Genomic DNA, 679 nt, shown 5'->3' with positions numbered 1-679 from the left:
GTTCTCGGCGACGAAGGGCTGGCCCATGGTCTCGGACAGGCGCTGCATGACGATACGCGCGGCAAGGTCGGTGGCCTGGCCCGGCGGCCAGGGGATCACGACGCGGACGGGGCGTTGCGGGTAGGTGGCCGTCTGGGCGAGGGCCGGTGCGGCGCCGAAAACAAAGGGTGCGGCCAGGAGGCCACGGCGTTGGAACATGTTTCTCTCCGGTGGCCAGGATTGTGACCCTCGGCCTTGTGGGGGAGATTGCGGGATCGCCGGGCATTCGCCAACCGGCAAGTTTTTGGAGGACCCGCCATGCTCGCGAGCTTCGAGACCATCGCTCTGGAAACCCCCGCGCCGCATGTGCTGGTGGCGCGGCTCAACCGGCCCGAGGTCGCGAATGCGCTCAATACCCAGATGGGCCGCGACCTGCTGGCGCTCTGGACGGGGCTGACGGCGGAGCCGAGCGATATCCGCTGCGTCGTCTTCACCGCGACTGGCGGGCGCGTCTTCTGCGCGGGCGGCGATCTCAAGGAGCGCAACGGCATGACCGATGCGCAATGGGTCGCCCAGCACGAGATCTTCGAGCGCGCCTTTCTCGCCCTGCTCGACTGCCCGATCCCGGTGATCGCGGCCGTGAACGGGCACGCCTATGCGGGCGGGCTCGAGATGGTGCTGTCCTCCGACTTTGCCTATG

General features: G+C 68.3%; 1 protein-coding gene and 1 pseudogene. One reads left to right on the top strand and one right to left on the bottom strand.

Annotated elements, in window-relative coordinates:
• Nucleotides 1-198, bottom strand: a pseudogene (locus AC1DWF_RS35020) (tripartite tricarboxylate transporter substrate binding protein); the annotation flags it as partial.
• 99 nt (nucleotides 199-297) lie between these two features.
• On the opposite strand from AC1DWF_RS35020, the gene AC1DWF_RS35015 reads away from it, so the two are divergent.
• The coding region (locus AC1DWF_RS35015) for an enoyl-CoA hydratase/isomerase family protein (protein ID WP_476843070.1) at nucleotides 298-679 on the top strand (382 nt) is incomplete at its 3' end.

This window comes from Aminobacter sp. P4_D5 (assembly GCF_056401815.1).
This window is presented reverse-complemented; position numbering and strand designations above follow the sequence as displayed.